Origin of the sequence: Patulibacter defluvii, assembly GCF_034096925.1 — a bacterium.
Taxonomy (GTDB): Bacteria; Actinomycetota; Thermoleophilia; order Solirubrobacterales; family Solirubrobacteraceae; genus Patulibacter; species Patulibacter defluvii.
On the sequence record NZ_JAWZSQ010000014.1, the window covers coordinates 111355 to 136346 of the forward strand.

At 76.2% G+C, this 24992-nt stretch carries 28 protein-coding genes and 1 pseudogene; 8 read left to right on the plus strand and 21 right to left on the minus strand.

Annotated elements, in window-relative coordinates:
* Window positions 1–135: 135 nt before the first annotated feature.
* Window positions 136–957, minus strand: a complete 822-nt coding sequence (locus tag SH587_RS15135) for an enoyl-CoA hydratase/isomerase family protein (RefSeq protein ID WP_320671466.1) — start codon at window positions 955–957, stop codon at window positions 136–138.
* Between the two features lie 106 nt (window positions 958–1063).
* On the opposite strand from SH587_RS15135, the gene SH587_RS15140 reads away from it, so the two are divergent.
* Together SH587_RS15140 and trxB are read left to right on the plus strand one after the other, a co-directional pair.
* On the plus strand, window positions 1064–1999 hold the full coding sequence (locus tag SH587_RS15140) for a phosphatase PAP2 family protein (RefSeq protein WP_320671467.1): 936 nt from the start codon (window positions 1064–1066) through the stop codon (window positions 1997–1999).
* A gap of 128 nt (window positions 2000–2127) precedes the next feature.
* Window positions 2128–3111, plus strand: coding sequence for a thioredoxin-disulfide reductase (gene trxB / locus SH587_RS15145; protein ID WP_320671468.1), 984 nt, complete (start codon window positions 2128–2130; stop codon window positions 3109–3111).
* Between the two features lie 56 nt (window positions 3112–3167).
* Here trxB and SH587_RS15150 read toward each other — a convergent pair whose 3' ends face one another.
* Window positions 3168–3599 carry a CBS domain-containing protein gene (locus SH587_RS15150; RefSeq protein WP_375341770.1) on the minus strand — a complete coding sequence of 144 codons (432 nt, stop codon included), beginning with the start codon at window positions 3597–3599 and terminating at the stop codon, window positions 3168–3170.
* Between the two features lie 187 nt (window positions 3600–3786).
* Between SH587_RS15150 and SH587_RS15155 the strand changes: the two genes are divergently transcribed.
* From SH587_RS15155 to SH587_RS15165, 3 genes are all read left to right on the plus strand, one after another.
* Window positions 3787–4185: a helix-turn-helix transcriptional regulator gene (locus SH587_RS15155; RefSeq protein WP_320671470.1), complete on the plus strand. Its 399-nt coding sequence runs from the start codon at window positions 3787–3789 to the stop codon at window positions 4183–4185.
* Window positions 4186–4268: 83 nt separating this feature from the next.
* Window positions 4269–4544 (plus strand): hypothetical protein, encoded by a 276-nt coding sequence (locus SH587_RS15160; RefSeq protein WP_320671471.1) that lies wholly within the window; start codon window positions 4269–4271, stop codon window positions 4542–4544.
* Window positions 4545–4563: 19 nt separating this feature from the next.
* Complete coding sequence (locus SH587_RS15165) at window positions 4564–5085, plus strand: hypothetical protein (RefSeq protein ID WP_320671472.1); 522 nt, start codon at window positions 4564–4566, stop codon at window positions 5083–5085.
* Window positions 5086–5238: 153 nt separating this feature from the next.
* On the opposite strand, the gene SH587_RS15170 is transcribed toward SH587_RS15165, so the two are convergent.
* From SH587_RS15170 to SH587_RS15250, 17 genes are all read right to left on the minus strand, one after another.
* Entirely contained in the window at window positions 5239–5937 is a 699-nt protein-coding gene (locus SH587_RS15170) for a hypothetical protein (RefSeq protein WP_320671473.1), read from the minus strand.
* 36 nt (window positions 5938–5973) lie between these two features.
* Window positions 5974–6858 carry an alpha/beta fold hydrolase gene (locus SH587_RS15175; protein WP_320671474.1) on the minus strand — a complete coding sequence of 295 codons (885 nt, stop codon included), beginning with the start codon at window positions 6856–6858 and terminating at the stop codon, window positions 5974–5976.
* Window positions 6859–6870: 12 nt separating this feature from the next.
* Window positions 6871–7287, minus strand: a complete 417-nt coding sequence (locus tag SH587_RS15180; RefSeq protein WP_320671475.1) for an HIT family protein — start codon at window positions 7285–7287, stop codon at window positions 6871–6873.
* A 9-nt stretch (window positions 7288–7296) separates the two neighbouring features.
* A complete protein-coding gene (locus tag SH587_RS15185; RefSeq protein WP_320671476.1) occupies window positions 7297–8643 on the minus strand; it encodes a tRNA nucleotidyltransferase/poly(A) polymerase-related protein in 1347 nt (448 codons plus the stop codon).
* Window positions 8640–9791 (minus strand): alanine racemase, encoded by a 1152-nt coding sequence (gene alr, locus SH587_RS15190; protein WP_320671477.1) that lies wholly within the window; start codon window positions 9789–9791, stop codon window positions 8640–8642. The genes SH587_RS15185 and alr overlap by 4 nt, the downstream gene beginning before the upstream one ends.
* 10 nt (window positions 9792–9801) lie before the next feature.
* Window positions 9802–11391 carry an NAD(P)H-hydrate dehydratase gene (locus tag SH587_RS15195; protein WP_320671478.1) on the minus strand — a complete coding sequence of 530 codons (1590 nt, stop codon included), beginning with the start codon at window positions 11389–11391 and terminating at the stop codon, window positions 9802–9804.
* 57 nt (window positions 11392–11448) lie between these two features.
* On the minus strand, window positions 11449–12777 hold the full coding sequence (gene glmM / locus SH587_RS15200) for a phosphoglucosamine mutase (RefSeq protein WP_320671479.1): 1329 nt from the start codon (window positions 12775–12777) through the stop codon (window positions 11449–11451).
* A 38-nt stretch (window positions 12778–12815) separates the two neighbouring features.
* Complete coding sequence (gene rpsI / locus SH587_RS24665) at window positions 12816–13637, minus strand: 30S ribosomal protein S9 (RefSeq protein WP_375341771.1); 822 nt, start codon at window positions 13635–13637, stop codon at window positions 12816–12818.
* Entirely contained in the window at window positions 13637–14071 is a 435-nt protein-coding gene (rplM, locus tag SH587_RS15210; RefSeq protein ID WP_320671480.1) for a 50S ribosomal protein L13, read from the minus strand. Before rplM ends, rpsI begins: the two co-directional genes overlap by 1 nt.
* A 68-nt stretch (window positions 14072–14139) precedes the next feature.
* A complete protein-coding gene (locus SH587_RS15215) occupies window positions 14140–14658 on the minus strand; it encodes a hypothetical protein (protein ID WP_320671481.1) in 519 nt (172 codons plus the stop codon).
* 7 nt (window positions 14659–14665) lie between these two features.
* Window positions 14666–16270 carry a glutamine-hydrolyzing GMP synthase gene (gene guaA / locus SH587_RS15220; protein ID WP_320671482.1) on the minus strand — a complete coding sequence of 535 codons (1605 nt, stop codon included), beginning with the start codon at window positions 16268–16270 and terminating at the stop codon, window positions 14666–14668.
* An 82-nt stretch (window positions 16271–16352) separates the two neighbouring features.
* Window positions 16353–17513, minus strand: coding sequence for a GuaB3 family IMP dehydrogenase-related protein (locus SH587_RS15225; RefSeq protein ID WP_320671483.1), 1161 nt, complete (start codon window positions 17511–17513; stop codon window positions 16353–16355).
* 67 nt (window positions 17514–17580) lie between these two features.
* Window positions 17581–18555 carry a 1-phosphofructokinase family hexose kinase gene (locus tag SH587_RS15230; protein WP_320671484.1) on the minus strand — a complete coding sequence of 325 codons (975 nt, stop codon included), beginning with the start codon at window positions 18553–18555 and terminating at the stop codon, window positions 17581–17583.
* Window positions 18556–18610: 55 nt separating this feature from the next.
* Window positions 18611–19798, minus strand: a complete 1188-nt coding sequence (locus SH587_RS15235; RefSeq protein ID WP_320671485.1) for a D-alanyl-D-alanine carboxypeptidase family protein — start codon at window positions 19796–19798, stop codon at window positions 18611–18613.
* 122 nt (window positions 19799–19920) lie between these two features.
* The gene (locus tag SH587_RS15240; protein ID WP_320671486.1) at window positions 19921–20223 is read right to left on the minus strand and encodes a LysM peptidoglycan-binding domain-containing protein; all 303 of its coding nucleotides are present in this window, start codon (window positions 20221–20223) and stop codon (window positions 19921–19923) included.
* 102 nt (window positions 20224–20325) lie between these two features.
* A complete protein-coding gene (gene pyrF, locus SH587_RS15245; RefSeq protein WP_320671487.1) occupies window positions 20326–21291 on the minus strand; it encodes an orotidine-5'-phosphate decarboxylase in 966 nt (321 codons plus the stop codon).
* A 35-nt stretch (window positions 21292–21326) separates the two neighbouring features.
* Window positions 21327–21617 carry an HU family DNA-binding protein gene (locus SH587_RS15250; RefSeq protein WP_511042454.1) on the minus strand — a complete coding sequence of 97 codons (291 nt, stop codon included), beginning with the start codon at window positions 21615–21617 and terminating at the stop codon, window positions 21327–21329.
* A gap of 266 nt (window positions 21618–21883) precedes the next feature.
* Here SH587_RS15250 and SH587_RS15255 point away from each other — a divergent pair, with 266 nt between their 5' ends.
* Complete coding sequence (locus SH587_RS15255) at window positions 21884–22024, plus strand: hypothetical protein (RefSeq protein WP_320671489.1); 141 nt, start codon at window positions 21884–21886, stop codon at window positions 22022–22024.
* A gap of 14 nt (window positions 22025–22038) precedes the next feature.
* On the opposite strand, the gene SH587_RS15260 is transcribed toward SH587_RS15255, so the two are convergent.
* Both SH587_RS15260 and SH587_RS15265 read right to left on the minus strand, forming a co-directional pair.
* On the minus strand, window positions 22039–22632 hold the full coding sequence (locus tag SH587_RS15260; RefSeq protein ID WP_320671490.1) for a non-canonical purine NTP pyrophosphatase: 594 nt from the start codon (window positions 22630–22632) through the stop codon (window positions 22039–22041).
* A gap of 114 nt (window positions 22633–22746) precedes the next feature.
* Entirely contained in the window at window positions 22747–23034 is a 288-nt protein-coding gene (locus SH587_RS15265; protein WP_320671491.1) for a hypothetical protein, read from the minus strand.
* Window positions 23035–23124: 90 nt separating this feature from the next.
* On the opposite strand from SH587_RS15265, the gene SH587_RS15270 reads away from it, so the two are divergent.
* Both SH587_RS15270 and SH587_RS15275 read left to right on the plus strand, forming a co-directional pair.
* Complete coding sequence (locus tag SH587_RS15270) at window positions 23125–24051, plus strand: glycosyltransferase (RefSeq protein WP_320671492.1); 927 nt, start codon at window positions 23125–23127, stop codon at window positions 24049–24051.
* Between the two features lie 116 nt (window positions 24052–24167).
* Window positions 24168–24992 (plus strand): annotated as a pseudogene (locus SH587_RS15275) (hypothetical protein); the annotation flags it as partial.

Genomic DNA, 24992 nt, shown 5'->3' on the forward strand with positions numbered 1-24992 from the left:
TCCGGTTCGAGCGTCGCAAAGCGCCCGCGATTCTAGTCACGGGCCCGACCGGAGGGAATCGCGCCCCCCTCGACCCGGCGCAACCCCGTTGGCCAACGGGCTTTCCGCCGACCGCCTCCGAGCGGGCCCGGGCGCTCATCGGCCGCTGTAGGTCGGCTCCTGCTTGGACAGGAAGGCCATCGCGGCGGCGACGAAGTCCTCGGTCTCGGCCATCCGGCCCTGCTCGCGGGCCTCGATCGCCAGCAGCTCCTCCAGGTGCCGGACGACCTGCGCGTTGAGGGTCCGCTTGACCGCCGTGTAGGCCGCCGTCGGCCCGCCCGCCAGCTCGCGCAGCTGCTGCTCGGCGGCGGCCCGGAAGCCCTCGACCGGCAGCACCCGGTTGACGAGGCCGATCGCCTGGGCCTCGGCGGCGGGGACCTTGCGGCCCTCGAACATGATCTCGGCCGCGCGGGTCCAGCCGACGCGGTTGACCAGGAAGACCGAGGCGCCGCCGTCCGGCCCGAGCCCGATCTTGGTGAAGGCGTGGTTGAGGCTGGCGCGCTCGCTGACCGTCACCAGGTCGCAGGCCAGCGCGAACGACATCCCGATCCCGGCGGCGGCGCCGTCGACCGCGGCCAGGACCGGCTTCTCGAGCCGCCGGACCAGCCGCATGATCGGGTGGTAGCGATCGTGCAGCACCTGCTCCAGGTTCGGACGGCCGCTGGCCAGCAGCGGGATCCCGCCCTCGCCGAACGACGAGAGGTCGGCGCCGGCGGAGAAGGCGCGGCCGGCGCCGGTCACCATCACGGCCCGCACGTCGTCGCCCTGACAGGCCCGCAGGGCGGCGGCGATGTCCGCTCCCGCCTGGCCGTTCCAGGCGTTCAGCACCTCCGGCCGGTTCATCTCGACGATCGCCGCCGCCCCGTCGCGCAGGAGGTTGACCGTCTCGAACTCCTGGACCGTCTCGAACTCGCTCATGGCGGCAGTCTCGCAGAGACTGGCTGGACGGCCAGCCGGGAATCCCGGAGAGCGGCGGCGCGCCACGCCGTGGGCGGTCGCCGACGAACGATAGGCTCCCGCGGTCGTGACGTCCGGGAAAGCCATCCGCACGGCCGCCTGGGCGGCGGTGGCGCTCGGGGCAGCCGCGCCGATCGTCCGTCGGCGGCTGAAGCTGAAGCCGGCCGCCGTGATCGGCGCCGCCGCGGTCGCGCCAGTCGCCCTCTGCGTCGCCGTCCCCCGCTCCCGCGCGCGGGACGTGGCCGTGACCTGCCTGCAGATGTGGGCCTACTTCGCGGCCTACGAGATGCCGGCCGACGACCCCGAGCGGCTGCGCGCGCGGGTCCGGGTCGACTACCCGGTCCGCAGCGACACCGTGATCGGGCTCGGCCGCGTGCCGAGCGTGCGGCTGCAGCAGACCCTCCACCGCGAGGGCCGCTACGGGCTCTGGGAGAAGGTCCTCGTCTGGAGCCACTGGGTCTGGTTCGCGGTCCCCCACACGACCGCCGCCTACGTCCTGGTCCGCCACCGCGACCGCTTCCCCGAGGCCGCCGCGCGGATCTACGGCACCTTCGACCTCGGCGCCGTCGTCTACTGGGCGGTCCCGACCGCTCCCCCGTGGTACGCCGCCGAGACCGGCCGGATCGACCACGGCGACGGGCCGCCGCTGCGGCGGCTGATGCGCGAGTACGGCGAGCGCGTCTTCGGCGCCCGCTGGGGCCAGCTCTACGGCACCCTCGGCGGCAACCCGCTGGCGGCGATGCCGTCGCTGCACTTCGGGACCTCGGTCGCCGCCGCCCAGGTGCTGCGCGACATCGGCCCGGTCCCGGGCGCGATCGGCTGGGCCTACGCGAGCACGCTCGGGTTCGCGCTGGTCTACCTGGGCGAGCACTACGTGACCGACCTGATCGCCGGCGGCGCGCTGGCCGAGGGCGTCCGCCGCTCCGCCCCCCGCACCAGCCGCCCGCTGCGGCGGCTCTCGGGGCTGGTACGGCGGCTCGAGGCCCACGCCCGCCGGGCCTGATCCGGCGCCCCGCCCGGGCGTGTCGGCGGTCACCCACGCCTTACACTTCACTTTGTAAAGTGTAGGAGCGGCGCGCGTCCTTCCCACGTGCGCCCCACCGTCCGCCAGAATCGACGAGGATGAACGCCATGCCCGACCCCGAGAACGTCATCGTCATCGGCAGCGGCCCCGCGGGCTACACGGCGGCGCTCTACACCGCGCGCGCCGAGCTCGAGCCGCTCGTGATCGAGGGCTGGAACTGGGGCGGGCTGCTGCAGCAGACGACCGACGTCGAGAACTTCCCCGGCTACCCCAAGGGGATCATGGGGCCGGAGATGATGCAGGACCTGCGCGACCAGGCCGAGCGGTTCGGCGCCCGGCTGCGGACCGAGCAGGTGACGAAGGTCGAGTTCGCCAGCGAGCCCGGCGGCCTCCACAGCGTCTGGGTCGACGACACCGAGCACCGGACCCGGGCCGTGATCGTCGCTACCGGTGCCGAGCACCGCAAGCTCGGCGTGCCCGGCGAGGACGAGCTGTCCGGCCGCGGCGTCTCCTACTGCGCCACCTGCGACGCGGCCTTCTTCAAGGACCGCGACACGCTGATCGTCGGCGGCGGCGACAGCGCGATGGAGGAGGCGATCTTCCTCGCCAAGTTCGGCCGCTCGGTGACGATCGTCAACCGCCGCGACGAGTTCCGCGCCTCGGCGATCATGCTCGACCGGGCGAAGGCGGTCGAGAACATCAGCTTCAAGACCCCGTACGTGATCGACCGCTTCGAGGCCGCGCCCGGCGACGGCTTCACGCCGCTGCAGACGGCCGTCCTCAAGCACGTCGAGACCGGCGAGCTGGAGACGATCGAGATCGCCGGCGCCTTCATCGCGATCGGCCACGACCCCCAGAGCGAGCTGGTCCGCGACCAGATCGACGTCGACGAGGAGGGCTACGTGCTCGTCGACGGGGTGACCACCCAGACCAACCGCCCGGGCGTCTTCGCCGCCGGCGACCTGATCGACTCCTCGTACCGCCAGGCGGTCACCGCCGCCGGCTCCGGCTGCAAGGCCGCGCTCGACGCCGAGCGCTACCTGCGCGACGTCCCGGCGGCGACGCCGGACGCGGGCACCGTCGCCGCCTAGACGACCCCACCCCCGCCCGCCGTGCCCACGGCGGGCGGGTGGCGGGCCGGTGCGGCTCAGGCGGTCCCGATCACGTCGGCCGCGGCGTGATGCTCGACCGCGCCGCGCTCGATCCGCTCGTTGGCCCAGGCGTGGATGATGTCGCGGACCGAGACGACGCCGACGATCCGCGCCCCGTCGAGCACCACCAGGTGCCGGAAGCGGCCGCGCGCCATCGCGTCGGCGGCGTCGTCGAGCGACCAGTCGGGCGCGGCGAAGACGACCGACGAGCCGACGTGGTCGCCGACCAGGACCTGGTCGAGGTCGAGCCCGCGGGCGACGGCGATCAGCACGTCGCGCTCGGTGACGATGCCGGGACCCGCGCCGTCGGGGTCGCTGACGACCGCCGAGCCGACCTTCGCCGCCGTCATCTGCTCCGCCGCCTGACGGAGCGTGTGGGCCGGGCCCACCTCGACGACCTTCGGGCTCATCGCGTCTCGCACCAGCATCGCCATCGCACCTTTCCCGCCCGGCTCGCGAGCGTCGGATCAGACTCGTGCCATTCGGCACAAGCTCACAGTTCGTGGCAATCGTAGCGCACTCGGTCGCGACCGCAAGCCGCCGACATGAGCGCCAATGCGCCAAGATCGGGGTTGCGGTGATCCCGATCGGCCGCTCGCCCGTACCCCAGACGACATGCAGCGTCCTGACACCATCTGCATCCGCACCGCGCTCTACGAGGAGGCGGTGTCGATCCTCGAGCAGGAGTTCGCCTCCGACCTGACCGTGGCCGACCTGGCGGGGCGCGTGGCGTGCTCTTGCCGGCAGCTGCAGCGGTCGTTCCAGGAGGTCGGCGACACCAGCTTCCGGACCGCCTTGACCGAGATCCGGATGGACCGCGCGGCCGACATCCTGGCCAGCGGCCCGGTCTCCGTCCGCGACGCCGCCCGCCAGGTCGGCTACCGCCAGCCGGCCCAGTTCGCCAAGGCCTTCCGCCGCCACCACGGCATGTCGCCGTCGCAGTACCGCGTCGGCCGCCAGATCGGCCGCCTGCGCGACCTGCGCGAGGCGATCGGGCACGCCCAGGCCGCCTGACGTCCCGTTCGACCCCGGCCACCGCGGTCGCCGCCCGCCCGGCGGCCGCGCGAGTGGCCGGACGAGCAGGTAGATTCTCCCCCATGGCCCTTCGTCAGCGCTACCGCTTTCGCGCGCCCTCCACGGGCCGCGAGGTGATCATCGAGGCCGAGCCCGGCCACACCTACCACGACCGCGACAGCGGCGAGGTGCTCGAGGTCGTCGCCAAGCTCACGCCGCTGGCGCCGAGCCCCTCCAACCTCCCCTGGTCGATCGAGAACCTGCGGCACTGCCCCTGGTGCGACCAGATGGCCCAGGTCGACCTCAACGACTGCCCCACCTGCGGCCGTCGCATGGGGCCGATCGTCGCCGCCGACTGACCTCGAGCGCTCCGCGGCGATGCGCGCCCAGCCCCTCCCCCGCCTGGCCGTCGTGGCGATGCTCGCGCTCGCCAGCACCGGCCTCGCGGCGTGCGGCGGCGACGCCGTCTCCGACGTCGAGCCCAAGTCGACCCCCGCGCTGCGGCCGCCCAGCGGCGACAGCGCCCCGGGGGCCGGCGACCAGGTCGGCTCGCTCAGCGACCTGCCCCAGTCGACCACCACCGGTCCGACCCCGCCGACGTCCAGCGACAGCGGCGGCGGCAGCAGCGGCGACTCCTCCGGGGACTCCTCGGGCGGCGGCACCAGCGGCGGCACCAGCTCCGGCGGCGGGACCAGCGGCGGCGGCAGCTCCAGCGGCACCTCCGGCGGCGCGACCACCGGCGGCGGCACCAGCTCCGGCGGCGGCAGCTCGTCGGGCGGCGGCGGCAACTCCTCCGGCGGCGGGGGCAACTCGTCCGGCGGCGGCAACTCGTCGGGCGGCGGAACCGCCCCGGGCGAGTTCAACGAGTTCTGCCAGACGAATCCTGGCGTCTGCCGCTAGCGGCTGGCGCGAGACGCGCGTAGACCGGCGCATCTCGGGCCGGGCGGCGCTCGGCAGTACTGCGTACGGCTCTCGCGCCGTCCGACCCGACCTGCTTGGTCTACGCGTGCCTCGCATCCACCCGCACGGAGCGGCGCGAGCGAGGCACCACCCCTACCGCGTCGTGGTCTTGCGCGGCACCGGGTTCGGGATGAACGTGGCGCTGTAGGACATCCGCTCGGCCTTGTACAGGCAGTTGAACGTGCCCGTCTTGCCGGCGGCGAGCGTGGTGTCGACGTAGTAGTCCTGCTTGCGCTCGTCGGTGGTGCCGCCGCAGCGGCCGCGGGGGCGGCTGGCGCGCCAGGAGGTGGTCGCGTCGTAGCCCTGGACCAGCACCGGTGCCCACGAGGGGACGCTGAGGCCGATCACGTCGCCCTTGCGGACCGCGATCGACTTCGGGAGCGCGAACGTGACCGAGCCGCCGAAGTAGGGGTCGAGGGTCTTGGCCGACGAGGCGCCGACGACGGTGGCCGACACGCTCTTGCCGCGCCGCAGCACCACCAGCTGGGCCTTGGCCCGCCCCAGCTGCTTCTCCAGCGCCTTGCGGTCCTTCGCCTCGGGCGCGCCGAGGGTCAGCGTCCAGGCCACCACGCGGCCGTTGCTGGTGAACTTGAAGAGGTTGCGATCGCCCGCGATCGAGGTCGGCAGGGCGGTGGTGCGGGTGACGACCGAGCAGGACTCCGGGCAACGTGGAGCCTTGCCGTCCTTGACCTCGCCCACCTCGCTGATCGTGGCTCCCATGGCGACGGCCGGCAGCAGCACGGAGGCCGTGGCCGCCAGGCCCAGGGAAGCGATGAGACGACGAGTGCTCATGGTGGTCGGTAACCCTCCGGGGGGATCGAAGTTGCGTCACCGCGGGCTGACTGGACCGGCGTTCGACCCCTTGGGCGCCACACCGGACGGGGCCGTCGATCGAGGATCGGCCCGGCGCAGGTGCGCGGCGACGGCGCGGGCGATGGCCTGCTCGGCGTCGGTGACGAGCAGGTGCCCGGCTCCCGGGATCATGACCGATTCCGCGCCCGGGATCGCCGCTGCAAGCGCGCGCCCGTGCGCGACCCCGATCAACCGGTCGGCCTCGCCGTGGACGACCGTCACCGGCAGCCCCCGCAGCTCGGCCAGCCGCCCGCGGACGTCGTGGCCCGCCGCCACCGCCAGCTGGGCCGCCGCCGTCACCGTCGGCGTCGGGTCGATCCCGCGCTCGACCATGTCCTCGTCGATCCGCTCCGGCCGCCGGCCGACCGTCGCCGGCCCGTAGAGCGCCGGCGCCATCCGCCGCACCGTCCCGTCCGCCCCCAGCAGCGGCCGCGCCGCCGCGATCGCCGCCTCGCGCCACGGCAGCCGCAGCGCCAGCCGCCGGCCCTGGGCCGTCGTCGCCGCCAGCAGCAGCGAGCGGACCCGTTCGCGGTGGTCGAGCGCCAGCCGCTGCGCCACCATCCCCCCGAGCGAGATCCCGACCACGTGGGCCTGGGCCGCCCCCGCGTCGTCGAGCACGGCCAGCGCGTCGGCCAGCAGCGTCCGCATCGTCAGCGGCCGCGACAGCCGGTCGGAGAGGCCCGTCCCGCGCTGGTCGGGCACCAGCAGCCGCCACGACGGCGCCAGGTGCGGCTCCAGCCGCCACCACAGCCGTCCCGACCCGCCGAGGCCCATCAGCAGCAGCACCGGGACCGGATCGGCGCCGCCCCCGCCGAGCTCGCGGTAGTGGATCCAGCGGCCGGCGCTGAGGGCGACGGGCACGGCGCGACGCGCTCAGGCGGTCAGGCGCCCGTGGGTGGCGACGATCTCGTCGCGGTCGCCCGGCGTCGGCGTCCACGGCAGCCGCAGCGGGTCGTCGGCGTAGCGCGGGATCACGTGCAGGTGGAAGTGGAAGACCGTCTGCCAGGCGTGCGAGCCGCGGTTGTTCAGCAGGTTGATGCCGTCGGCGCCGAGCCGCTCGGTCGCCCGGCCCGCCACCCGCTGGGCCGTCGCCGCGCAGGCCGCCAGGTCGTCCGCGTCGATCGTCAGCAGGTCCTTGGTGTGGTTCCGCGGCACCACCACCGTGTGCCCGGGCGTCGCCGGGTTGACGTCGAGGAAGGCGACCGTGCGCTCGTCCTCGTCGACCACCAGCGACGGCAGCTCGCCCGCCACGATCTTGCAGAAGATGCAGTCCGGATCCCGATCGGCCATGGCCGCAGCCTATCCGTCGCCGGTCGCCGGCCCGAGCCAGCGGCGGGCCAGCGCCACGGCCTGCTCCTCGCCGGCCAGCCGGCCTGCGTCGGCGGCGACGGTCAGCTCGTGGAGCAGCGCCCCGAGCCCCGGGCCGGGGGCGATCCCCAGCCGCTGCGCCAGCCGGTCGCCGCGGATCGGCGGCCGCGGCGGAGCCGCCGCCCAGCGCAGCGCCCGCTCCAGCAGCGTCGCCCACGGCCGCTCGTCGGCCGCCGCTCCGACCACCGTCCGCGCCACCAGCACGGCCTCTGGCGCGGCGTCGGCGAGCGGCCGCAGGGCCCGGTAGGCGGCGCGATCGCGGGCGACGTCGGGCGTTTCCGGCGGCGGCGGACCCTCGCCCAGCCGCGGCGGCCGGGCCAGCTCGGCCAGCCGCCCCGCCGAGAGCGTCGCCGGACCGCTGGCGATCCGGGTCACCGCCGTCCGCAGCCGCTGGCTCGGCCGCAGCGGGTCGAGCGCGCGGCCGGGATCGGGCGCCCGCTGGACCAGCGCCGCCAGGCCGAGGGCGATCCGCCGCTCGCGGTCGCCGGCGCGGGCGGCCAGCGCCCGGCGGTCGTCGGCGGCCGCCTCGGGGACCGTCGCGGCGCCGCTCAGCAGCGCCTCGAGCAGCGCCGCGACCGCCGGCCGCAGCCGTCCCTCGGCGCCGGTCGCCGCCGGCAGCAGCGCCGCCAGCGCCCCGCTCTCGTCGGCGACCGCCACGCCGCGGGCCCAGTCGCCGGCCAGCAGCACCCGCTCCAGCTCCGGCAGCAGCCGCTCGCCGGGCCGCTCGGCCAGCGCCGGGGCCGCCGCGCGCGCCGCCGCCATGGTGGCGGGGTCGACCGTCGCCCCCAGCTCGGCGGCGAACCGCGCCAGCCGCAGCACCCGCACCGGGTCGGCCGCGAACGAGGCCGGGCCGACCATCCGCAGCCGGCCCGCGGCCAGGTCGCCGGCCCCGTCGAAGGGATCGATCAGCGGTCCGCCGGCGACCGGCTCGGCGATCGCGTTGACGGTCAGGTCGCGGGCGGCCAGGTCGGCGGCCAGGTCGGCGCCCTGGAGCGGCGTCAGGTCGATCTGCCAGGCCGGCGCGCCGTCGAGGGCCGGGCCGACGGCCCGCCAGGCCCCGTAGGCGTCCGAGAGCGGGAACGCGTGCCCCGCCCCCGCCCGGGCCAGCGCGCGGGCGCCGTCGCGGGCGGCGTCGCCGTCGCCGACCGCGACGTCGAGGTCGTCGGTCGGCCGGCCCCGCAGCCGCTCGCGGAGCGCGCCGCCGACCAGCCACGCCGGCGGCCCGTCGGCCAGCACCTCGCGCAGCAGCGCCAGGCCCGGCTGGTCCCCGTCGCTCACAGCCCGGGGTCGGCCTCGTCGCCGCCGACCGGCACTCCGTCGCGGTGGTAGCGGCGCACCACCCGGGCCCCGATCCCGCAGGTGATCTCGTAGTTGATCGTGTCCAGCAGGGCGGCGATCTCCTCGGCGGTGATCCGCTCGTCGCCGTCGCGGCCCAGCACCAGCACCGGGTCGTCGACCCGCGCCGGCGGGCCCTCGCCCTCGGGACCGAGGTCGATCCCGATGCTGTCCATCGAGACCGTGCCGGCGAACGGCACCCGCCGGCCGGCCACCAGCACCTCCGCCCCGCGGCCGGTCAGCCCGCGGCGGACGCCGTCGGCGTAGCCGACCGGGACGTTGCCGATCCGGGTCGCGCGCTCGGCGACGTAGCGGCGCCCGTAGCCGACGCTGTCGCCCGGCTCGGCCGGCTTGACCGAGACCAGCCGGCTGCGCCACTCCAGCACCGGCTCCAGCCGCTGCTCGTCGGGGTCGCGGCCGAACGGGTCCATGCCGTAGATCGCCACCCCCGGCCGCACGAGGTCGAAGTGGCTGGCCGGGTCGCGCAGGATCGCGGCGCTGTTGGCCGCGTGCACGACCACGTCGGGGTGCTCGCGCCGGACCTGCTCGACCCAGGTCGAGAAGCGCTCCAGCTGGCGGTCGAAGAAGTCGTCCTCGCGGTCGTCGGCGGTCGCGAAGTGCGTCATCAGCCCGGACAGCCGGAGGTGGCCGGCGCTCGTGATCCGGTCGGCCAGCCGCAGCGCCAGCTGCGGGTCGCGCTGGCCCAGCCGGCCCATCCCGCTGTCGAGCTTCAGGTGGACGGCGGCCGGGCGACCCCGCTCCAGCAGCCGGGCGACGCCCTCCTCCTCCCAGGCGACGACCTCGGCGCCGGCGTCGAGCGCCTCCTCCAGCTCGCCGTCGGTCAGCGGGCCCATCACCAGCAGCCGGGCGTCGATCCCGGCCCGGCGGAGGGCGGTCGCCTCGCCGGCGGTCACCACCGCCAGCCAGCGGGCGCCACCAGCCAGCGCCGCCCGCGCGACCGCGACCGCGCCGTGCCCGTAGCCGTCGGCCTTGACCACCGCGCAGAGGGCGGTCCCCGGCGCCAGCGGCTCCCGCAGGCGGGCCACGTTGCGCTCGATCGCGGCGACGTTGACGCGGGCGACGGCACGCATCGGCCGAACGCTATACGCCGCCGCGGGCGGCTGCGCGGTCCAACCGCGACGCGGCGGCCCCCCGCTCGTGGTCGCGGCGGACGGCGGCGACCGCCTCGGCCACGTCGCCGGCCACCGTCCCGTCGGCGCCGTGCCGCTCGGCCGAGCGGCGACCCGCCAGCAGGTGCAGCCAGACCGCGGCCGCCGCCGCCCGCAACGGGTCGTTGCCGCGGGCCAGCAGCGCCCCGACCACGCCGGCCAGCACGTCGCCCGTGCCGGCCGTCGCCAGCCCCGGAGCGCCGCCGGGGCTGATCGCGACCCGGCCCGCGGGATCGGCGATCAGCGTGTCGTCGCCCTTCAGGACCACGACCGCCCCGGACCGCCGCGCGGCCTCGCGGACCGCCGCCAGCCGCTGGGCGCCGATCTCGTCGCTGGAGCGGTCGAGCAGCCGCCCCAGCTCGCCGGCGTGCGGGGTCAGGACGGTCGCCGCGGACCGTCCGGCCAGCGCCTCCGGATCGCCGGCCAGCGCGGCCAGGCCGTCGGCGTCGACCACCAGCGGCCCCTCGGCGCCCGCGGCCAGCTCGCGGACCAGCCGTCCCCGCTCGTCGTGGCGCCCGAGCCCCGGACCGACCACCAGCGTGCCGCCGCGGCCGCCCAGCCGCTCCAGCACGACCGCGGCCGCCGCCGCGCCGGCGCCGCCGTCGGGGGCCTCGGGCAGCGGCAGGGTCAGGCTCTCGAGCGGGGCGCGGGACGCCACCAGCGGCTCGATCCCGGCCGCGGCGGCGAGCGTCACGTAGCCGGCGCCGGCTCGCATCGCGCCGCGGGCGGTCAGGCACGGCGCGCCGGTCATCCCCGGCGCGCCGCCGACCACCAGCACGTGGCCGGAGCGGAACTTCGTGCCCTCGGCGCCGCGAACCGGCAGCCCGTCGAGGACCCGCTCGGTCAGCAGCCCCGCCGCCGGCGCCGGCAGCGCCCGCGAGACCGCCGCCGGGATCCCGATGTCGACCACCCGCAGCCGCCCGACCCGGCCCTTGCCGGGGGCGATCCAGAGGCCGCTGGTGGCCGCGTGGAAGCTGACCGTCTCGGTCGCCGGCACCGCGGCCCCCGCGACCTCGCCGGTGGTCGCGTCGACCCCGCTGGGCACGTCGCAGGCGATCACGGGGACGCCCTCCCCCGCCGCCCGCGCGATCGCGGCGATCGCGTCCGCCGCCAGGCCCCGGGGAGCGCCGGTCGCGCCGGTGCCGAGGATCGCGTCGACGATCACCGCCGCGCCCTCCAGCGCGGCCGGGTCCCACGGCTCGGCCGCGCCCCCGAAGCCGTCGCGGGCCAGCGCGGCGTCGCCCCGCAGCCGCTCGTCGGGGACGGTCGAGAGCACCCGCAGCGGACGGCCGGCGGCGCGCAGCCGCCGCGCCGCCACGTAGCCGTCGCCGCCGTTGTTGCCGGCCCCGCAGACGATCGCCACCGGTCCCTCGGGAACCAGCGCCGTGACCGCGTCGGCCAACCGCGCGCCGGCGGTCTCCATCAACGCGAAGCCGGCGATCCCCAGCCGCTCGATCGCCCAGGCGTCGGTCGCCCGCAGGCCGTCGGCGTCGGGCAGCGGATCGAGCCAGGGAAGGGCCATCGGGCCGATCGTAGTCGGCCGGCCAGCGGGGTCGAGGTCGGTCGGCGGCGGCCGCCGTCAGCCGACGCGGCCCGGGACGGCGGCGACCAGCCGCTCGCAGGCGCCGCGGGCCTCGTCCTCGCTCGGCGCCTCGGCCATCACCCGGATCAGCTGCTCGGTGCCGGAGGCGCGAACCAGCACCCGCCCGCGGCCGGCCAGCTCGGCGTCGGCGGCGGCGATCGCCGCGGCCAGCGACGGATCGGCCATCGCCCCGTCGCGGTCGGCGACCGGCACGTTGATCAGCACCTGCGGCAGCCGCTCCATCGCGCGGCGGTCGCCGAGCCGGTCGCCGGCCAGCGCCTCGAGCACCAGCAGCGCCGCGGCGATCCCGTCGCCCGACGGCACGAAGCCGGTCTCGATCAGGTGCCCGGACTGCTCGCCGCCCAGGTTCCACCCGCGCTCGGCCAGCGCCGCCATCACGTGACGGTCGCCGACCGGGGTGGTGGCGACCGGGATCCCGGCCGCGTCCATCGCCCGGTGGAAGCCGTAGTTCGACATCACCGTCACCGCCACGCCGCCGGCCAGCCGCTCGCTGGCCCGCAGGTGGAGGGCGATCAGGGCCAGCAGCTCGTCGCCGTCCGAGGCCCGGCCCTCGTGGTCGACGGCCAGCAGCCGGTCGCCGTCGCCGTCGAAGGCGAAGCCGATCTCGCAGCCGGCCTCGACCACCAGCCGCTGCAGCGGCTCGGGGTGGGTCGAGCCGACGCCGGCGTTGATGTTGCGGCCGTCGGGCGCGTCGCCGATCACGACCACCTCGGCCCCGCGGCGGCGGAAGGCCTCCGGCGCGACCGCGGCGGTGGCCCCGTGGGCGCAGTCGAGCGCGATCCGGCGGCCGTGCAGGTCGAGCCCCGCGAACCGCTCGTCGAGCGCCCGCAGGTGGTCCTCGGTCGCGCCCAGCAGCGGAGCGACCTGGCCGATCTCGCCGCTCGGCGCCGGCGCGTCGTCGGCCTCGACCAGCGCGGCGACCCGCTGCTCGGCGTCGTCCGGCAGCTTGCGGCCGTCGGGCCCGAAGAGCTTGATGCCGTTGTCGCCGTAGGGGTTGTGCGACGCCGAGACGACCGCCGCCAGGTCGAAGCCCAGCGTGCGGGTCAGGATCGCCGCGCCCGGGGTCGGCAGCACGCCGGCCAGGTGGACGTCGGCCCCGCTCGCCGCGGCGCCGGCGGCGAAGGCCGCCTCCAGCATCGGACCGGACTCGCGGGTATCGCGGACGACCAGGATCCGCGGCCGCTCCCCGTCGCCGGAGGGCGCCGCAGCCTGAACGGCCGCACGGCCGAGTCGCAGGGCGAGCTCGGCCGTGAGGACGATGCCGGCGGGGCCGCGCACGCCGTCGGTGCCGAAGAGGCGTGCCACGGGTGCGCGGGAACCGGCGGAGATCGGCAGCAGCGCGACTAGCGCTTGCTGAACTGCGGGCGCTTGCGGGCCTTCTTGAGGCCGGCCTTCTTGCGCTCCTTGACGCGCGAGTCACGCGTCAGGAAGCCGCGCTTCTTGAGCTCGCCGCGGAGACCGGGCTGGGCCACGATCAGCGCACGCGAGATGCCGTGACGGAGCGCACCGGCCTGGGCGCTGACGCCGCCGCCGTGGATCCGGGCGGTCACGTCGAGCTGGGTGTCGTAACCGACGACCTCGAGGGCCTGGCGGATCGTCCGCTGCAGGACCTCGCGCGGGAAGTACGTCTCGAGGTCCTTGCCCCCGATGTCGTACTTGCCGGTGCCCGGCGACAGGATCACGCGGGCGACGGCCGACTTGCGCTTGCCGGTCGCGGTGTAGCGCGCGCCGGCGGTCAGGTCGATGGTGACGTCGGCGATCGGCTCGTCGGCGGCGACCTCGTCGCCCTCCGCGCCCTCGCCGTCGCCGGACTCGCCCTCGCCGTCGACGTAGTAGCCGAACTCGTCCTGCTGGTCGCGGGCCTGGCCCTCGATCACGATGTCGACCTCGAGGTCGGCACCGGGGATCGCCGGCTTGACGCGCGGGGTCTCGTCCTCGGCCTCGGCCTCGTCGGCCTCCTCCGCGGCGGGCGCCTCCTCGGCGGCCGGCTCCGCGGCGGCCTCCTCGGCGGACGCGTCCTCGGCGGGTGCCTCCTCGGCCACGTGCTCGGCGGCGGGCTCCTCGGCCGGCGCCGGCTCGGCGGCCGCGGCCTCGGGGGCCTGCGGCTGCTCGGTCGCCGGAGTCTCCTCCGGCGTCTCCTCGGGGTTCACGGCGTCGTCGGCCATCAGGTGGTGATCTCCAGGGACTGCGGCTTCTGCGCCACGTGCGGATGGTCCGGACCGGCGTAGATCTTCAGCTTCGTCAGCTGCTTCCGGGCCAGGCGGTTCTTGGGCATCATGCCCTTGACGGCCTTGCGGATGATCTCCTCCGGCCGCTTCTCCAGCTGCTCCTCGAAGGTCCGCGTGGAGAGACCGCCGGGGTAGCCCGAGTGCCGGTGGTAGAGCTTGTCGGTGCGCTTGTTGCCGGTGACCTGGATCTTCTCGGCGTTCACGATCACGACGAAGTCGCCCGTGTCCACGTGCGGCGTGTACTCCGGCTTGTTCTTGCCGCGCAGCTGCTCGGCGATCTGGGTGGCGAGGCGGCCCAGGGTCTTGCCGTCGGCGTCGACGACGTACCAGGCGCGCTCGCGAGTCTCGGAGTTGGCGACGTAGGTCTTCACGGGTTCTCTTCTGGTCGTGCGCAGGCCAGGACGGCGCGCAGCGGCGAACGATGGTAGCGAACCCCGGGTCACCGACGCGGCCCGGCCGATCCCAGCTCGCGATCGCGCGCCCAGAGCAGCAGGTTGACCGCTCCCAGCAGCAGCAGCCAGACGCCCCAGGTCGCCGGCCGGCCGAGCGCCGGCAGCTCGTCGCGCCAGCGGAGGACGGCGATCGTCGCCGCGATCGCCAGCACCGTCCCGGGGACCCCGATCGCCAGCCGCCGGTCGAGCAGCAGCACCGCCAGCAGGCCGATCCCGCCGCCGAAGGCCGCGCCGGCCGTCGTCGACAGCTCGATCCCGGCCGTCCAGCCGCGGTCGGCCGCCAGCGCGCCGAGGCCGACCCCGACCACGACCAGCGCGGCGCCCCAGGGCCCGTCGCGGCGGCCGCAGAGCAGCGCGCAGGCCAGCAGGCAGCCGCCGACCGCCAGCGGCACGCGCTCCAGCGGCAGCCGGTCGCCGGCCTGGGCGATCGTCGTCGCCGCGCCGCCGGCCAGGTAGGCGAGGGCGCGCGGGCCGCGGCGCGGCGCCGTCGCCCCGCCCCCGCTCACCGCGCGGTCACTCCCACTCGATGGTGCCCGGGGGCTTGCTGGTGATGTCCAGCACCACCCGGTTGACCTGGCGGACCTCGCCGACCATCCGGGTCGCGATCCGGTCCAGCAGGTCGTACGGCAGCCGCGCCCAGTCGGCGGTCATCGCGTCGTCGGAGGTGACGGCGCGGATCGCCACCACGTAGCCGTAGGTCCGCTCGTCGCCCTGGACGCCGACCGTGCGGACGTCGGGCAGGACGCAGAAGCTCTGCCACAGCTCGCGGTAGAGGCCGGCCGACCGGACCTCCTCCTGGAGGATCGCGTCGCACTCGCGCAGCAGGTCGAGCTTCTCCTCGGTGACCTCGCCGCCGACGATCCGGATCCCGAGGCCGGGGCCGGGGAACGGCTGCCGCCAGACCATCCGCTCGGGCAGGCCGATCTCGGTCCCGACCGCGCGGACCTCGTCCTTGAACAGCGCCCGCAGCGGCTCGACCAGCTCGAAGGTCAGGTCGTCGGGCAGGCCACCGACGTTGTGGTGGCTCTTGATCGTGGCGGCGCCGGTGCCGCCGCCGGACTCGATCACGTCCGAGTAGAGCGTGCCCTGGACCAGGAAGCGGGCGCCCTCGGTGCCGCCGTCGCCCACGGCCAGCCGCAGCGCCTCCTCCTCGAAGATCCGGATGAACTCGTTGCCGATCGCCTTGCGCTTGGCCTCGGGCTCGGTCACGCCCCGCAGCCGCTCGAGGAAGCGGTCCTTGGCGTCGACGACGACCAGCGGCACCTGGAAGTGCTCGCCGAACATCTTCTCGACCTGCTCGCTCTCGTTCTTGCGCATCAGGCCGTGGTCGACGTAGACGCAGGTCAGCTGGTCGCCGACGGCCTGGTGGACGAGCAGCGCCGCGACCGAGCTGTCGACGCCGCCGGAGAGCGCGCAGATCACCTTGCCGTCGCCGATCTGCTGGCGGATCAGGCGGATCTGCTCCTCGGCGATGTTCGCCGCCGACCAGTCCATCGCGCACTGGCAGACGTCGCGCAGGAAGGTCTCCAGCGTCTGCTGGCCGTACGGGGTGTGGACCACCTCGGGGTGGTACTGGATCCCGTAGATGCCGCGGTCGAGGTCCTCGAAGGCGGCGACCGGGCTGCTGGTCGAGCTGGCCAGCGCGACCGCGCCCGTCGGCGGGGCGTAGATCGTGTCGCGGTGGCTCATCCAGACCGGCTGCTCGTCGGGCTGGCCGTCGAGCAGCGTGCCGTGCTCGTGGACCGTCAGCTGGGAGCGGCCGTACTCGCCGACCTCGGCCGACTCGACCCGGCCGCCGAGGTCGCGCGCCAGCAGCTGCATGCCGTAGCAGATGCCCAGCACCGGGACCCCGAGCTGGAGCAGCTCCGGATCGAGCGGCGGAGCGCCGTCGGCGTAGACCGAGGCCGGCCCGCCGGAGAGGATCACGCCCTTCGGCTTCCGCCGCCGGACCTCGGCCGCGCCGACGTGGTGCGGCAGCAGCTCGCTGAAGACGCCGCACTCGCGGACGCGACGGGCGATCAGCTGGCTGTACTGGCCGCCGAAGTCCAGGACGACGACCTCGTCGACGTCGCTGCGCGTCGAGAGGGGCGTCTCGGGGGCGGTGGGGGTGTCGGTCACGGGCGCGTTCGGTCGTGGTGGCGAGGCGAGGGGAATCGGAAAGGATCGCAGCCCCCGCCGCTCGGGGCCGTCGCGCCCGCGCTCAGGACCCGGCCGGCGGCCCGTCGAGGGGCGGCTGAGCGCCCTCGCGGGCCGGGGCGACCGCGATCTGCGCGCGGTTGAACTCGGCCAGGTCGAGCGACCCGCAGGTGGCCATCGAGCGCCGCAGCGCCCCGATCAGGTTGCTGGTCCCGGCGCCGTCGACGGCCGGCCCGAGCAGCACCTGCTCGAGCGGGGCGACGGTGCCGACCCGGACCCGGTCGCCGCGCGGCAGGTCGCGGTGGGCGGCGGCCGGCGTCCAGTGCCAGCCGCGACCGGGGGCCTCCTCGGCGCGGGCCAGCGGGGCGCCGAGCATCACCGCGTCGGCGCCGCAGGCGATCGCCTTCGCCAGGTCGCCACCGGTCCGCATCCCGCCGTCGGCGATCACCTGGACGTACTCGCCGGTCTCCAGCACGTGGGTCGATCGGGCACCGGCGACGTCGGCGATCGCGGTCGCCTGCGGCAGGCCGACGCCGAGCACCCGGCGGACGGTCGAGCCGCGGCCGGCGCCGACCCCGACCAGCACGCCGGCGGCGCCGGTCCGCATCAGGTGGAGACCGGTGTGGTAGCTGGAGCAGCCGCCGACGACGACCGGCACCGGCACCTGGGCGATGAACTCCTTCAGGTTCAGGACCTCGGCGTCGGAGCGCTCGGCGACGTGCTCGGCGCTGACCACGGTGCCGAGGATCGCCAGCACGTCGAGGCCGGCCTCGAGCGCGGTCTCGTAGTGGCGGGTGACGCGCTGCGGCGTCAGCGAGCCGGCGACGACGACGCCCGGCTCGGACTTGATCTCGCGGATCCGCTGCTCGATCAGCTCGGGGACGATCGGCGCGGCGTGCAGCTCGCGGAGGCGGGCGACGGCGGCCGGGCCCTCCAGGTTCGCCAGCTGGGCGAGCTGGTCCTCGGCGTCCTCGTGGCGGGTCCAGAGGCCCTCGAGGTCGAGCACGGCGAGCCCGCCGAGGCGGCCGATCGCCTTCGCCGTGGTCGGCGAGATCGCGGCGTCCATCGGCGACGCGACCAGCGGCAGCTCGAAGCGGTAGGGGCCGAGCTTCCAGGAGACGTCGACCTCGTCCGGGTTGCGCGTGCGGCGCGAGGGGACGATCGTGATCTCGTCGAAGCCGTAGGCGCGGCGGGCCTTCTTGCCCCGCCCGATCTCGATCTCCATGCCGTGAAGGATCGCGCAGCGGCGCGCGGCGCGTCGTGCGGGGCCGGCGGCGGCCGCGACGGGCGACTCAGTCGTCGCCGTCGGCCAGGTCGATCGGCTCGATCTCGACCTCGTGGACCAGCCGCTCGGCCTGCCGCGGATCGACCAGGCCGGCGCCCAGCCGCTGGGTCGCGTCGGCGCCGCAGGCGACGGCGAAGCGGAGCACCTCCTCGTCCGACCGCCGCTCGTAGCGGGCGGCGACGAGGCCGGCCAGGAAGGCGTCGCCGGAGCCGATCCGGGCGACCGTCTCGCGCGGCTCGATCCGGGCCCGCAGCAGCCGCACCGCGTGCTGGTTGCCGTTGCCGTCGCTCCGCAGGCCCGCGACGCAGCCGTCCTGGAGCGTCATCACCGCCTCGCGGACGCCGTGGTCGAGCAGCTCGCCGATCGCCAGCGCCCGGTCCTCGTCGCCGGTGAACTCGTGGCCGACGACCTCCTCCGCCTCGAGCTGGTTCGGGGTCACCGCGTCGACCTCGGCCTTGAGGACGTGGCGCAGCGGCTCGCCGTCGGTGTCGGCGTAGACGCGGACGCCGATCCGGTGCAGCTCCTTGACCAGGTCGCCGTAGACGCTCTCCGGCACGTTGCGGGGCAGCGAGCCGGCCATCACGACCACGTCGGCGCCGCGGGCCAGGTAGAGCAGCTTGTCGCGGAACAGCTCCAGCTCCCGCTCGTCGACCCGCGGGCCCTTCTCGTTGATCTCGGTCTGGATCCCGCTGGTCGGGTCGAAAACGGCGGTGTTGGTGCGCGACTCGTCGTTGATCCGCACGAAGTCGTTGAGGATCGACTCGCGCGTCAGCTGCTCGACGATCCGGGTCCCGGTCGCGCCGCCGGCGAACCCGGTCGCGATCACCGGCTGGCCGAGCGTCTTCAGCGTCCGCGCCACGTTGACGCCCTTACCACCGGCGAGCGTGGTCTGCTCGACGGCCCGGTGACGGTGCCCGAGGCGGATGTTGGGGACGACGAGCGACCGGTCGATCGCGGCGTTGAGCGTGACCGTGATGATCATGATCGATCCTCCACGCTACCCGCCTTCGTGGCGCGCTGCCGCTCGTGGGCGATCGTCACGAGACCGCTCCGTCGGCCGCGCCGTGGGTCCCGCGCGAGCGCCGCAGCAGCCAGACCAGCGCGCCGGCGCAGAGCACGGCCAGCACCAGCAGGAACTGGACCAGCGGCCGGCCCAGCTCGTCGTCGGCCCGCTGCCAGACCGACGCCTGGGCGACCGCGGTGCGGGTGACGGCGGGGATCCGGGCGACGACCCGGCCGCGCTGGAGGACCTCGATCGTGCCCAGCCGGCTGCCGGCCGGCAGCGGCCCCTCGACGTCGCTCGGCAGCCCCAGGACGCGGGTCCGCAGCCGCTCGTCGCGGCGCGCGATCCGGCGAACCGCGTCGGCGGCGACGATCTCGACCTGCTGGTCGCGGTAGCGCAGCGGCAGCTTGCCGACGACCGCCCCCTTGCGCAGCGGCGTGACGCGGTGGTAGCGGCCGATCGCGTAGCGCAGCAGCGCCAGGCTGTCGGCGTCGCGGGCGTCCTCCGAGGGATCGCCGAGGACGACCGTGATCACCGAGACGCCGTTGCGGCGGCCGGAGCCGACCAGCGCGTAGCCGGCCTTGCGCGTGTGGCCGGTCTTGACCCCGTCGACCCACGGGACGCCCTGGACCAGCCGGTTGCGGTTGACGACGGTGATCGGCGGCGAGGCCGAGGTCAGGCGCGCCGAGCGACGGTCGACGATCCGGCGGAACTCGGGGTAGCGGCGCAGCAGCAGGGTCAGCTTGACCAGGTCGGCGGGGCTGGCCCGGTGGCCGGGCGCGTCGAGCCCGATCGGGTTGCGGAAGCGGGCCTTCAGCTTCAGCTCGCGGGCGCGCTCGTTCATCCGCTCGACGAACCGCGGGACCGAGCCGCCGACGAAGCGGGCGAGGGCGACCGCGGCGTCGTTGCCCGACGGCAGCAGCAGGCCGGTGAGGACGTCGGAGACGGTCATCCGGTCGCCGGGGTGCAGGTGCGCCAGCGACTCGGCCGGCGACCCGTCGTAGGCGGGGATCGGCATCCGGCGGTCGGTCGCGCCGTCCTCGAAGACCAGCAGCGCGGTCATCAGCTTGGTCGTCGAGGCGATCGCGCGGGTCTCGTCGGCGCGGCGGGCGAAGACGACGTCGCCGGTCGTGACCTCGACCGCGATCGCGGCCGGCGCCTGGATCCGCGGCGGGTCGTCGGCGGCCCGCGCCGGGGTCCCCGCGAATAGCGCGACGAGCACGGCGAGCAGCGTCGCCGGCGGCGCGGCGGCGCGACGGCGGAGGGCGCGGGGGGAGGAACGGCGGACGATCACGGGCAGGGGTCGGGCGGGGAGGAGGAAGCGCGGGGCCGAGCGGCGGCGGCTCAGCGGCGCAGGCGCACGCGCTGGCCGGCCCGGATCGCCTGGGGGTCGATCTCGGGGTTCAGCTCGATCAGCCGGTCGACCGAGATGCCGTGCTTCTGGGCGATCGCGCTCAGGCTGTCCCCCGAGCGGACGCGGTACCAGGTGCGCTTGGGGCCCCGCTCGCGCTTCTCGGCCGCGGGGCGGGTGTCGCCGCGCTGCGGGGCGCTCTCGCTCCCGCCGCTCCCGACCACGAGCAGCACCGCGACGACGATCGCCACGAGGGCGCCCGGCGCGATGAAGCGGAAGGGAGTGCGCGGCGGCATCGCCGATCAGGATAGGCGTCGGGGCCGCCAGACGACGCGAGTGGAGGCCGTACGCACGGCACGGCGACGATCGGACAGCGTGTCAGCACGGCGTCCGTGACGCTACAGGTGCGCGCCGGTCTCGCGCAGCGCCTCGGCGGCGCGGCGGGCGGCGGTCGCCGGGTCCTCGCCGCTGGCGGCGCCGGCGCCGACGATCGAGCGCGAGGCGGTCACCAGCGCCGCGCCCGGCCCGGGGGCGAAGGCCGGGGCCAGGTCCTCGACCCGGCCGCCCTGGGCGCCGACGCCGGGCAGCAGGAAGGGGGTGCGGGGCATCAGCTCGCGGAGGCCGGCGATCCGCTCGGGCGCGGTCGCGCCGACGACGGCGCCGACCGGGTCGAGCGTCGCGCCGCGCGGGCCGGCGGCCGGATCGGCCCCGAGCTCGGCCACCATCCGGGCGACGCGGGCCCAGAGCGGCTGGCCGTCGGCCAGCGGCTGCTCCTGGAGGTCGGCGGCGCCGGGGTTCGAGGTCCGGACCAGGACGAAGGTGCCGCGGCCGCGGGCGGCGGCCTCGGTCACGAAGGGCAGCAGGCTGTCGCGGCCCATGTAGGGGGCGACGGTGACGGCGTCGGCGCCGAGGCCCGCGACGGGACCCCAGGGCGTGTCGGTGACGCCGAAGGCGGCCTGGGCGTAGGAGGCGGCGGAGACGTCGATGTCGCCGCGCTTGGCGTCGAGCAGGACGAGCAGGTCGAGCGAGGCCGCGTGGGCGGTCGTCGCGGCGAGGGCCTGCTGGCCGGCGGCGCCGAGTCGCTCGAAGCTCGCGCTCTGGAGCTTGACCGCGACGCAGGCGGGAGCCACCGCGTCGAGCACGCGACGGCAGTGGTCGGCGACGGCGGCCCCGGCCCGCTGGGCCGGGTCCGGATCGCCGCTCGACGGCGGGTCGCCGCCCGGCCAGAGCCGGGACGGGTCGGGATCGAGCCCGACCACCACCGCGGATTCGCGGCGGGCGACAGCGGACGCCAGCCGGTCCCCGAACGGGGGATCCGGCTGGACGTCGGCCGCCATCGAGGGGTCCGTCCGGGAACGCGACATCAGCGTGCTCCCCGACGGACGTCGACTGATCGGGGTCAGGCGACCGACTTCTTCAGCGCGGCACCCGCGGTGAACTTCGGCAGCTTCTTCGCCGCGATGTCGATCTGCTCGCCGGTGGCGGGGTTGATCCCCTTGCGCGCACTGCGCTCGGTGACCGAGAACTTGCCGAAACCGGAGAACGTGACGTCGCTGCCGCGCGAGAGCGCATCGGTGACGGTCTCCAGGAACGCGTCGACAGCCGCCTGCGCGTCCTTCTTGCCGAGCCCCGCCTTCGCAGCGACGAGATCGACGAACTCTGCCTTGGTGGTCACTTCCGCTCCTCCTATGGGGCGTGCCGTGGTCGGAAACGGACGCTATCAGCGGGCCAGGACGGCCCAAGCGCCGGTTCGCCCCTCGCGATTCGACGAGGTGACGGACCGCCCAACGCCCGGTGGGCACTGGACGGACGGCGGCAGTGTGCCCATCCGACAGGACGGAACGCGTTGCGGGTGCCCCGGCGGAGTGGACCGGCGACCGATCCGAGGGGCCGCCGGAGCGGCTCCCGGGGACCGCGCCGGACCGGCCCGCGCCGCACCTGGTTGGATGTCGGGTCATGACGCTGGAGCGCATCGCCTGGGCGGTCGTCGTCGCCGCCTGCGCCCTCACCGCCCTGCTGCTGGGGATCAGCGGCTACATGGGCTACGCCGGCATCACGACGGCGGTCGGGCTGTCGGCGGCGATCAACCTGCGATAGGCCGGAATCTCCCTTCAGGACTGGGGATCCGGCCGCTCGGCCAGCCACGCCAGCAGCCCGGCGACGGCCCGTCCGCGGTGCGAGATCGCCGCCTTCTCGAGCGGCTCCAGCTCGGCCATCGTGCGGCCCTCCGGGTCGTCGGCGGCGACGAAGACCGGGTCGTAGCCGAACCCGTTGGTGCCCCGCGGGGCGTCGGCCATCGTGCCCCGGCAGCGGCCCTCGACGACGTGCTCGACCCCGCTGGCCGGATCGACCACCGCGATCGCGCAGACGTAGGCCAGCCCGCTGCCGACCGGCACCGCCGCGCGCAGCTTCTCGAGGTTCTCGGCGTCGGTCGCGTGCTCGCCGGCGTAGCGCGCCGAACGGACCCCGGGAGCCCCGTCGAGCACGTCGGCGGTGATCCCGGAGTCGTCGCCGAAGGCCAGCCGACCGGTCGCCGCGGCGGCGGCCCGGGCCTTGCCGAGGGCGTTCTCGGCGAAGGTCGTGCCCGTCTCCGGCGGCAGCTCGACCGCGTCCGGCAGCGGATCGACGGTCCACGGCGCCAGCATCACGGCGAACTCCTCCGCCTTGTGGGCGTTGCGGGTGGCCAGCAGCAGCGCGCGGCTCACCGGCGACCCGCCTCCTCCCGGTCCGGGCGGTGGGCGACGGGCGTTCGGCGGAGCACGGAGCCCATGCTAGGAGTCGCCGAGGGCGGATCGCGAGCGGCGGCGCACGGGGCGCGGCTAGCGCTTCCCGGCACCATCGATCGCGCCCTTGATCTTGCGGGCGATCGCGTTGGCGATGTCGGCGCCGCCGGCCTTGCCGGCGACCAGCACGACGCCGGCCATCAGCGCGGCGACGAGCATCGCCAGGGCGACGTACTCGACCGTGCCCTGGCCGCGCTCGCCGTGGCGGTCGGCCAGCCGCAGCGCCCGCTGGTGGACGCTGGCGGCGAGCGCCAGGCCGGGCGGCGCGGACGCGGGCTCGGCGGGGGTCGGGGTCGGGGTCGGCGGGGCGAGGGTGGTGCGCATCGGGTTCCTCCGGTCAGGGGACGGTGAGACCGATCGTGCGCGAGGTCGCTGTGACGACTCCAGGGGCAGACCGTGCAGAATCAGCGCCAGATGCGCGTCCTCGTCGTGTCGAACATGGCCCCCGACGCCGAGCACCCCGAGCGCGGCGGCTTCGTCCGCGACCAGGTCGAGGCGCTGCGCCGGACCGGCGAGGTCGACGTGCGCCTGGACGAGTTCCCGCCCGGCGGCTACGGAGCGGCGGTCCGTGGGCTCCGCGAGCGCCACCGCGGGACCCGCTACGACGTCGTCCACGCCCACTTCGGGCTGACGGTCGTGCCGGCGCTGGCGGTCCGGGCCCGCCGCCGCGGCGTCACGCTCCACGGCCGCGACCTGCGTCATCCCCGCAGCCGCCGGATCACCGTCGCGGCGCTGCCGACCCAGGCCCTGATCGGGCTGGCGGCCGACGACCTCCGCTCGATGCTGCCGCGGCCCTTCCACCGCCGGGCGCGGTCGCTGCCGGTCGGGCTGGCGCTGGAGCGGTTCGGGCCGTTGCCGCGGGTCGCGGCCCGTGCGCAGTTGGGACTGGCGCCCGACGAGCGGTTCCTGCTCTTCCCCTACGGCCCCGACCGGCGGGTCAAGCGGGTCGACCGGGCACGCGAGCTGGCCGCGACGGTGGGACTGCCGCTGCGGACCCTCGGCGGCGTGCCGCCGTCGTCGATGCGGGCGTGGCTGAACGCGGCGACCGCGGTCGTGATCCCCAGCGAGCACGAGGGCTTCGGGCTGGCGGCGGTCGAGGCGCTGGCCTGCGACGTGCCGGTGCTCGCCACCCCGACCGGCGCCCACGCGGAGACGGTCGGGCGGGTCGCGGGCTGCCTCTGCGCGCCCTGGGACCGCGAGCGGTGGGCGGCCGCGTTGGCCCCGCACCTGGCCGCGGAGGACCCGCGGGTCGACGGCGCTCCGGTCGCCCGCGAGCACGGCACCGACGTCTACGCCCGCCGGCTGCTGGACGCCTGGCGGGCGATCGCGCCCGACCGCTGAGCCCGCGTGTCCGGCCGCGCCGGCCGGTGGAGGTGGCGGACGATCGGCGCCGCGCCGCTAGACTGCGGCCGCGGACCGGTCCGGCACCCTTCCGCCGGCCCCAGGTCCGCCCTCTCATGAGCAGCCTGTTCGACCGCTTCATCCCGCGGCGCGGCAGGGACGAGCCGCCGGCCGCCCCCGATCCGTCCGGGGAGCAGCCGACCACGGTCCAGCCCGCCGTCGCGCCCTCCGACGCCCCCGGCGCCGCGTCCCCGGACGCCGCCAGCGAGGAGCCGACCCGCGTCCACCGCACGGTCGAGCCCGGCGGCGACGAATCGCCGTGGGCCGCCGCCGGGGCCGGGTCCGGCGAGTCGGGTGCCGGCGCCTCGGCCGGCGAGGCCGGAGCGACCGGTTCGGCCGCGCCGAGTCCCGCTGAGCCGGCCGGCGAGGCCGCCGCGACCGACGGTGGGGAGACGCCCGCCGCCGACGCCGCGGACGCCGATCCGGGCCGCCCGGCCGCCGCTGGCTTCCCGGCCGCCGCTGGCTTCCCGGCCGCTGCCGGCTCCGGCGACGCGCCCGCGACCGCCGACGCCGCCGCTTCTTCGGGCGAGGGCCCCGCGACCACCGACGCCACGGACGCCACCCCGTCCTCCGGCGACGCGGAGCCGGCCGCCGACGCGCCCGCCGCGGCCCGCCCCCGCGCCCCCTGGGAGACGACCGGCGACGGTCCGAGCCCGTCGGCCAGCGCCTACGGCCGGGTCGAGGCGCCCGCCGATCCGCCGACCGTCGTCGAGCAGATCCCCGGGCCCGCCCCGGCCACCGACCTGCCGGGCGCCGCGTCCGCCGCCGCTCCCGCGTCCACCCCCGCCGGCGACCCGACCGCCGCGCCGGGCACGCCCGCGCCGCCCGCCGCCGCCGCCGCGCCCACCGCAGCGCCGGGAACGCCCGCCCCGACGGCCGCC